The organism is Tenacibaculum sp., assembly GCF_048269885.1.
In the GTDB taxonomy this organism is placed as follows: domain Bacteria; phylum Bacteroidota; class Bacteroidia; order Flavobacteriales; family Flavobacteriaceae; genus Polaribacter.
Genome location: NZ_JBLWTZ010000041.1, coordinates 1 through 8,547 on the forward strand (window position 1 = coordinate 1; position 8,547 = coordinate 8,547).

The window sequence follows — 8,547 nt, forward strand, 5'->3', positions numbered from 1 at the left end:
TTTTTACCATTATAAGAAAAAGAATACAATCCGTCTTCATTTTTAACCATAGTTACCCCAAGGTCATTTAACTTTTTCCAAGCATTCCTTCTTACAATGTCAAAAAAGGTTTTTCCTAAAGCTGTAATTGGTTCTACAAACGTATAGACAACATTATCTATAAGTAATACTTTTACCTCTAACTTTACAAAAAACTCATCTAACCATTTTCTTAGTGTTTTAAGGTGTTTTGGAATATCTTTTATAAAGTCTGCAATAACATCAACTAACTTTACAAATATATCAATGCCAAATTCCACAGTATTCCCTAACGCTTTTGCTGCTTTTTTTGGTATTTCTGCTAACGCTTTATACGATCGTAACGTTTCTTTTAATGCTTTAGCAATCGTTCCTGTTCCTCCTGTTAAAAAGAAGGTAGCAACCTCTGAAGCTACAAAACCAACGAAGAAACCAATATAATACCCTAAGGCTCCTGGGTCTATTTTTATTTTTATATCTGAGGTTAAAAACCTAAATACAATTTTTACAGCATATGCCGGCATACTGGCTATAAAGCCAAAAATAGCTTTTAAATTCTCTAGCGTAAACAGTGCTACAAAACCATCTATAAGGTTTTCAAAACTCTCTGCAAACAAACTTAGGTAACTAGCTGGATTTTCAAAGAACTCAGTGCTTTGTATGGCTGCGTTTAGCACATCAAAGAGCATTGCTAAAATATCAATAAACGATTTAACAAACTCTATAATACTGTTAATTAATCCTACTAACAATCCATTGATATACTCGTATAAATCCAACAAATGGTTTGATACGCTATCAAAAAAGTCTTGTAGCTGTGTAGGAATAGCATCCAATACCTCTATTACCTTACTAATATCAAACGGTATCAGTTTTGCAAATCGTCTTTTTTTAAGCAGTAATTTTGCTATTGAAGTGGCTTGTGTAGCTGCTGGTTGTATATAGGTTTTATAAACGTCGTTGCTAAACTTTTCTACATCAAACAAATTACCTTCTCCTCGTAATTTAGGTAATAACGGATTGTATTTAGACCCAGATTCATCTTTAAAAGCCGTATTCCACCGTTCTTCTCCTAACTTTAATTTGTTTACTTCTTTACTTGCGTTTTTTAACCCACCTGATATATCTGTAAAAACATCTTTGGTAGACCATCGTATGATTCTTCCTCCTTTCAGTAGCTTTTTAGTAACCAACAAATAAAACACACTATCTTCCTCTGCTAATTCTTCTTTGATCATTTCAGAAAGGTCATTGGTTTGTACCTGAACTCCAAAAGCTTTTGCTACTTTAGAAAGAGTTAACCTATCTACCTCTGGTAAAGTTTTTACATTTTTTCCTTTATGAATTCTGAATACCGTACCAAAAGCATTCGTGCCTCCACCAGATTCTATAAACACCACTATTTGATGTGTATTTACTTTGGTAATATTTTGGTACGCTCTTTCTAGTTTTGCTCCGTTATCTGAAACAAATACCGTAATAAACGCATCGTATTCAATACTGATTTCTTCTTTCTGTTTTGACTTTGAGCTGTTTTGAATCTCAAAAAAAAACATCATCTTTAAGTATGTCTCCCAAAAGCTTTATATAAAACTTTTCGTTTATTTTATAATAGGCAAATTTTCCAAAACTAAAGTCAAAATACGACTTTATAAACGCTGTGTTTTCTGGACTTATATCGTAATCAAAATCATTTAAAATTTCACCTACTGGTTGTGGATTTTCTTGCAAAAAAAAATCTCCATATTCTCCAGATAATGTACTATTGATATGTAAAAACCACTTATTGGGATGTTGTACTCCTTTTTCTATTTCTACATATATATTAGGGCTTGGAACTGCTGTTTCTTTTATTTTTTGTTGCTGAACATCTGAAAACACCACCAATCCATTAAAATTGGTTTTGTGTTTAAAATGTTTGCTTCCATATTCATGAGCATGCATATTTTTTTTGTTTTTTATGATTAGTAAAAAACAAACCTCACCCAGCCCTCCTCTTCTCAAAAAGAGGAAGGAACTAACAAATACAATATGTTTTATTGATTTTTTGGGTAAGGTTTGTGACTGTGTGTATAGAAAAATGTTTGTTAAACAAACACTTTTACTGCACTTATGCTACATTATTGGTATCGCCTACAATATCGTAATCTACACCATCTGGTCCTTGTCCTATCTTATAGGTACTTACATCAAATAAGCCTTGACCTTCACAATCTGGATTACACGGCAAACCTCCTTCGTTTAATACAACAGAATCTGCTTGTAACACGGTTAAGGTTGTTGGTACACGAGTTTCCCAAGTACCTTCCACTTCACCTTCAATGGTTTGCATTTCTTCGGCAACAGAAACATATAAATCATCGTCCATATCGGTAACCATACCTTGACCATTCCAAATTTCACCAGTTTTCATATACCAGTTTACAGCTTCTTCAAAACCTGGACGTACCGGTACTACTGATCTTGCCATACCACTCTGTAAAAAAGCTTGAAAAATAGGGTCGCTACCTTCGTTGTACTCAAAATTAGCATCCCAATCACCTTTGTCTGCATAAAAGTATGGGTAAAAAGTATATGCCATAATCTCCCAATCAAAAGCTTGTTCAAAAAACTTAACCGTTTCAGCATGGGTTTGGAATTCTGGTGTCCTTGTAATGTTTTTAGAACTTTCACCATCGTAGTTATCTCGAGCAAATTCTACATTTTTATGCTTCATTAAACTTACGGCAATACGTTTTAGCTCACGTTTTTCGATACTACGATTGATTTGAGAACTCAACTCTTTTTTCTTTTCATTAGGTTTGTTTTCTTGATTTTGAGACTGTATAAAGTCATTATATGCTAACACTTGTTCATTGTATGCTTCCACAATGGCTTTATAAGCTTCATTTTGCCATTTTTTTAACGCTTCTTCTGTTCTAATACACTTGACAACAACGTTAAAATTTCCCGTTAATGAATCAAAGCTTGAGGCAGAAACTGCTAATAAGTTTTTTGCTCTTGAAAAACTATCGTCTGATTTAAACGAGAATTTCGTATCTCCTTTTACTTCATTTTCCTGAATAGTATTACCTACTGCTATACGAAGTCTCCCTCCAATACTACCTGAATCATGGGAATATAAATTACCTACCACCTCAAAAGATTCTGTAATATAGTTTTCTAAAATTTCAATTTCATCAGCAATAACACTTCCTTCTTGGCCCTTTAAGTCTTGAAAATCTAACTTATAAGATTTCATTATATTAATCTCATTTTCAGGATAATCAATATGATCAACCCCATATTGAGATAAAATATTAGCATAATTACCTTCATTCAAATCAGAAGATTTTTCAATCTTTTTAGACAACTTACTAGGATGTACTGGTTTTTTAGGAATAATTAGCCCTTCTATTGTCTTTTCGTCTCCATTATTGTTTTTTAAATATGATTCAATATAAAACTTTGCAGGTTCTGGTAAGGCAAATTCATACATTAAGCGCTTACCATAATTTATCAACTTATTCTTATAAATCTTATCTACCCAACGATACACTCCTGTAACGTGTTTATCTCCTTTACGGTTATCAAACCCATGAGTATTATTCTCTTCATACTCTCGCAATATACGAGACGTACGTTTGGTACTAATCTTCTGTACCACGCGCTCTAAGGCTCTTTCGGTAACCTCTTGCGCATAGGTTTGTGCTTGTATATTTGAGTTTGAAGTAGAGTTTGAAGACGATGAGTTAAAGTTTGTACCAAAACTATATCTAGCAATTTCTCCACCTCCACTCACACTTGCATTCGCACCAAAACTGGTAGCATTATCACTACTCACGATAAAAGACGCTTCACTTTGTAATTCATTGCGCTCAGTAGAAGTCGTATCCGTTAAGTTCTCTACTTCTTTTTCTGAAGTTTTTTCTGTAACAGTTTCTGAAACCCTTAAATCTCTGGTAGAACGCTCTTTATACTCACGTGCCATGATGTTTTCAATGTGCGACACCTCACCTGGTACATAACAACACACCTCTTGCTCCACACGTCTAAAATCAGCAATTCCCAATTGAGAAACTCCATACAATACAGTATTTTCAGCATCTATCGCTGTATTTTCATCTGTAGCAGTTTCACTTCCTTCTATAACTTTGGTTCCAATTCCTGAATACACACCAAAACGCTCTAACTCTCCTAACTTAATAGGATCATATATATCCTCAAAACTTGGTGAATTTCCTGTAATATATATTGATGAACTAAACTGTATCTTAACATCATTACTTAATGTTACCTCTCCCGAAAAAGTATTCTCTCCCAATGTAAAAACTTCTCCACCAGAGAAAAACTGTAGGTTTAATAAATTATCAGTACTTGATAGTTTTCTTACATCACTTCCTGTAATCATATTTCCAAGCGCATCTTGTAATTGGTAGCTTGCACTTTTTACAAATGCATTGGCATACCCTACATTTATACTCATAGACATCACAAACCTATCTAGTAAAACAGCTGGTTTTATATTTCCTGAATACGAATACAACTGTGTTCCTCTCATAGCGCTTAGCGTTACTGTAGTATCTCCTACACTCACTTTTTGAGCCTCTTGAGGAACATCATCGTACACTAACTGATAATCCTTCTTAATTCGATCTCTTAAAATAGGTTTTACTTCATCAAAAGTATCATATACACTTAAACTATCAGAGTTTATTATGTTTAATGTTTCTGTAGATAAGTTTGTTGTCGCTACATCCCTATCAATCTCTAAAGTGCTTTCAAACTCAAACTTTGGCAATTGTAAGTCAGGATACGTTTTTATTTGCCTTGTAGAACCTGTGTCTGCATAAAATACTGTTTGAATTTCAGGAATTGCCTCTTCTTGTAATTGATTAATAGTGGCGTCGTAAGCTTTGAGTTCTGTTTTGTAACGTGTTGTCTCAGCCTTTCTATATAGCGTTTCTGCGTAGTCTAAATCTTTTAATACAGCTTCGTGTAATTGAATTCTGTCTTTTGCTAAAGCTACCTCTAACTGAGATTGCATATAGTCTTGTGAACTTTTTGAAATAACGGGTTCTGTATAAGAAAACTCATTTTGCGCAGCAATAATCACCTCTTTAGGCACAATAACACTTGCATTCGCTCTACGTACAAATTCTTTTTCATTTTCTTCTGTAAAAACAATTTCCCCTTCTGTTTCTTGTGAAAAACTGTTAGTAAACACATTAAATGCTTTTAAAAACTTATTCGCTACCAACATTTGAATCAGTCCTTCTCGAACGATAGCCGATTCCTTATTAATGGTTTGATGAAATAAGTTTTCCCATAAAACTAACTCTTCATCAACAGTAAGTTCTTGTGCTGCATATAAATTAGCATCAATACCAGCATACGATAATACTGTCTTATTACGCACTAACCATCCAGAAAACTGATATAACGCTTCGTGTAAATTTTTAATCTCTACCCTACTCGCTATGGGTGTAAAATTCGTACTATAAGCTCCTTTTAAGGCTGTTTTTCTTTCTTCGTTTGTAGTAGCTCCTTGTATTACTTGAAAAGCTAAACTCTCTGCTTTTTTTTCTTCTGGAAAGGAAACAAATCCAGTTTCTTTGTCTTCAATTAATTGTGGACTACGTAATGTTACAAACCTAAATAGGTTTGATTTGATTGGTTTTTTACTCATTTTTATAAATTTTTAATTAATTCTTAATCAAGCTCAAAAAAGAGCCCTGTTTAGTTGCTTTTCTAACAGTTCTTTTTTCTTGATTTTGGTTTTATTCAAAAAAATGTTTGAATAAACGAGTATAGATTTCAAAAAAGTGAAGAAAGTCAAGTTGAAATCTTAAAAACACAATCGCTAAAACCACACAAATGTTTGATTATTACAATTTTTTTGTATATTAGCAATTCATTAACGAGGCAAATATAAAACATATTACATATTTAAACAAACAAAAGTTTAATTATTTTTGCAATATGTAAAAACATAAAATGTTATGGGAATTTCCGAAAAAATAGCAGCAATTAGAGATGCTTTTAACTTAAATAACTTTTCTTTTTCAAAAAAAATAGGGGTTACTGGAACCACTATAGATAGCATTATTAATGGGAGACCTCAGTCTGACGGTAGTAGAAAAAAAACAAAACCTGGTTACGATGTTCTTACTTCTATTATTAATGAATTCAACATTAATCCCGACTATTTATTTGGAAAAAGTGATACAATGCTAAAAACTGAACCTACAAATATTCAAACATATTCTGGAGTTCCTCAGGTTGTTTCTGTGAATTCTTCAGGTAATGAAAACGTGGTTTATGTTCCTATACAAGCAAGAGCTGGTTATTTAAATGGTTATGGAGATTCAAATTATATAGAACAACTTCCTTCTTTTAATATGCCTCATCTTAATAATGGCACCTTTCGTTGTTTTGAAGTACAAGGAAACTCTATGGTGCGTACTTTTTTTGATGGAGATTTAGTTTTTGGAAAGTATGTTGAGAATTTACATGATATTAAAGATGGTCGTATCTATGTAATTGTAAGTAAGAATGATGGTATTGTTTTAAAACGTGTCATTAATAGAATAGAAGAAAGAGGTAAACTTATTTTAAAAAGTGATAATAAAGATGGCAACTACCCTACTTATACCATAAATGCTGAGGAAATTATGGAAGTTTGGTATGTAACTATGTTCGCCTCTAAACAAATGCCTGAACCTGTTGATGTTTATGATAGATTACACGATTTAGAAAGTAAAATTGTTGAATTAGAAGAGCAAATTAGCAGTAAAAATTAATTTTTATGCTTAAAAAACTGCTTTTTTTAGTTCTTTTACTCCCTTTTTACACCACTGCTCAATCCAACTGGCAACAATTTAAAAAACTACAAGGAGCCCAAAAAACATGGGTACTACTCCATCCTTTTAAAGCAAAAAAAGCTTTTATTGTTTCACGTGAAGCATCGAGAGTAAGTGACTCTCTAAGAGTTTCTCACTTACTAGATGGCGATTATGCAGGCGGACAAGTAGATGCTTTTCGTCATGCTTTTTGGATGGCTTTGTTACGACAATCAATTGGAGAAAATGCAGCCCGTTCACTTGGCAAAGCTCACGAAAAAGACAACTATAAAACATATAAAGAGCGAAAACTGGAAGACGGTGTTATTCCTGATCAAATTTCTTCTGAAATGGATTTATTTAACAACGAAATTGGCTTAACACTTTCTAAAAAAGGTGGTAACCTTCCTAAAAATGGGTTAATGTATAGAGTAATCAATGCCATTCATCAAGGAAAATTAAAAATTATTAAAAAAGATAAAAACGGTAATTTCCTGACTTGTAATAACGAGGTTATCCCTAAAAAAAGGCTTTTTGGTAAATGGGAAAATAATAAATGTTTGGTTGGTTCTAATTATAATAGATAAATGCAAAAAGTATATGTAATTTCTGGCACCATGTGTACGGTAGATTTATGGCAATATGTTTTTCCTAAACTAAAAAACATACTTCCAGTACATATTGATATTACTCCTGCTAATTCTTTTGAGGAAATTAATCAAATGATACTGAATCATATTGAAGAACCTGCTACAATTATTGGTTTTTCTTTAGGGGGATTTTCTGCTATGAACTTTAGTGTTCATTACCCTGAAAAAGTGAGAAAGTTAGTTGTAGTTGCTGCTAATACTGATGGATTGAGTGATTCAGAAATTCAACTAAGAAAAAGCACTATTGACTTTTTAGAAAAGCACACCTACAAAGGAATCTCTCAAGCAAGAATTCAACAATTTTTACACCCAGATAATCACCGTAATTCCGAAATTATTTCTGTTATTAAAAAAATGGATGCCGATTTAGGAAAAGACGTACTACTTCGTCAATTAAAAGCAACTTCAACTCGTTTAGATATTTCGCAAAAAGTTTTAACCTTAAACACACCTATGTTTTTTATTGCTGCTGAAAATGATGCCCTTGTCAACCCCAAAAAACTAAAAGAATTTGCCAATAAAACTGAAAAAGGAACATATATAATGATTAAGAATTGTGGTCATATGATTCCTCTTGAAAAACCTGAAGAACTGGCATCAATACTGAACTTAACCATCAACTAACAATATAAAATGTCTACTAACCTTAACAATGTTATCAGTTACAACTCTAATTTTTTACCTGAAAAAGAAGCTACAGAGTTATTTCAGCAATTAACTAGCCTGTCTGAACTTACAAATATGATGGAAATGAAACTTCCATCTGATGAGGTAATTAAATACAATTTTGGTAAAGTAATGTTTGTTGATTCTGACTTGTTGGAGAAAAATATTTTTCCAAAACCGATTTGGGGAAACGTTATGGAATGGCCAAAATATATGCTTCCGATAAAAAGACAAATTGAAGAACATACTGGACAGGAGTTTAAAACTTGTGTATGCATTTATTATCCCAATGGAAATTCTGGCATTGATTATCATTCAGATAAAGTGGCTTTTGGAAATACTGATATCATTCCTTCCGTTAGTTTAGGTGAAGAACGCATGTTTTATCTTCG

Annotated in this window: 7 protein-coding genes; 4 read left to right on the forward strand and 3 right to left on the reverse strand. The window is 32.6% G+C overall.

Features of this window, described 5'->3' with window-relative positions; genetic code table 11:
• The 3 genes from ACN0WY_RS17050 to ACN0WY_RS17060 form a co-directional block, all read right to left on the reverse strand.
• The coding region (locus tag ACN0WY_RS17050) for a hypothetical protein (protein ID WP_417801144.1) at positions 1-1,577 on the reverse strand (1,577 nt) is incomplete at its 3' end.
• Positions 1,561-1,962 (reverse strand): hypothetical protein, encoded by a 402-nt coding sequence (locus ACN0WY_RS17055; RefSeq protein WP_417801145.1) that lies wholly within the window; start codon positions 1,960-1,962, stop codon positions 1,561-1,563. The genes ACN0WY_RS17050 and ACN0WY_RS17055, both read right to left, overlap by 17 nt.
• Before the next feature lie 166 nt (positions 1,963-2,128).
• Positions 2,129-5,686, reverse strand: a complete 3,558-nt coding sequence (locus tag ACN0WY_RS17060; protein WP_417801146.1) for a hypothetical protein — start codon at positions 5,684-5,686, stop codon at positions 2,129-2,131.
• Positions 5,687-5,999: 313 nt separating this feature from the next.
• On the opposite strand from ACN0WY_RS17060, the gene ACN0WY_RS17065 reads away from it, so the two are divergent.
• From ACN0WY_RS17065 to ACN0WY_RS17080, 4 genes are all read left to right on the forward strand, one after another.
• Positions 6,000-6,800 (forward strand): S24 family peptidase, encoded by an 801-nt coding sequence (locus ACN0WY_RS17065; RefSeq protein ID WP_417801147.1) that lies wholly within the window; start codon positions 6,000-6,002, stop codon positions 6,798-6,800.
• Between the two features lie 5 nt (positions 6,801-6,805).
• Positions 6,806-7,426, forward strand: a complete 621-nt coding sequence (locus ACN0WY_RS17070) for a DUF6973 domain-containing protein (RefSeq protein ID WP_417801148.1) — start codon at positions 6,806-6,808, stop codon at positions 7,424-7,426.
• Complete coding sequence (locus tag ACN0WY_RS17075) at positions 7,427-8,113, forward strand: alpha/beta fold hydrolase (protein WP_417801149.1); 687 nt, start codon at positions 7,427-7,429, stop codon at positions 8,111-8,113.
• Positions 8,114-8,122: 9 nt separating this feature from the next.
• On the forward strand, positions 8,123-8,547 hold a 425-nt coding region (locus ACN0WY_RS17080; RefSeq protein ID WP_417801150.1), incomplete at its 3' end, for an alpha-ketoglutarate-dependent dioxygenase AlkB.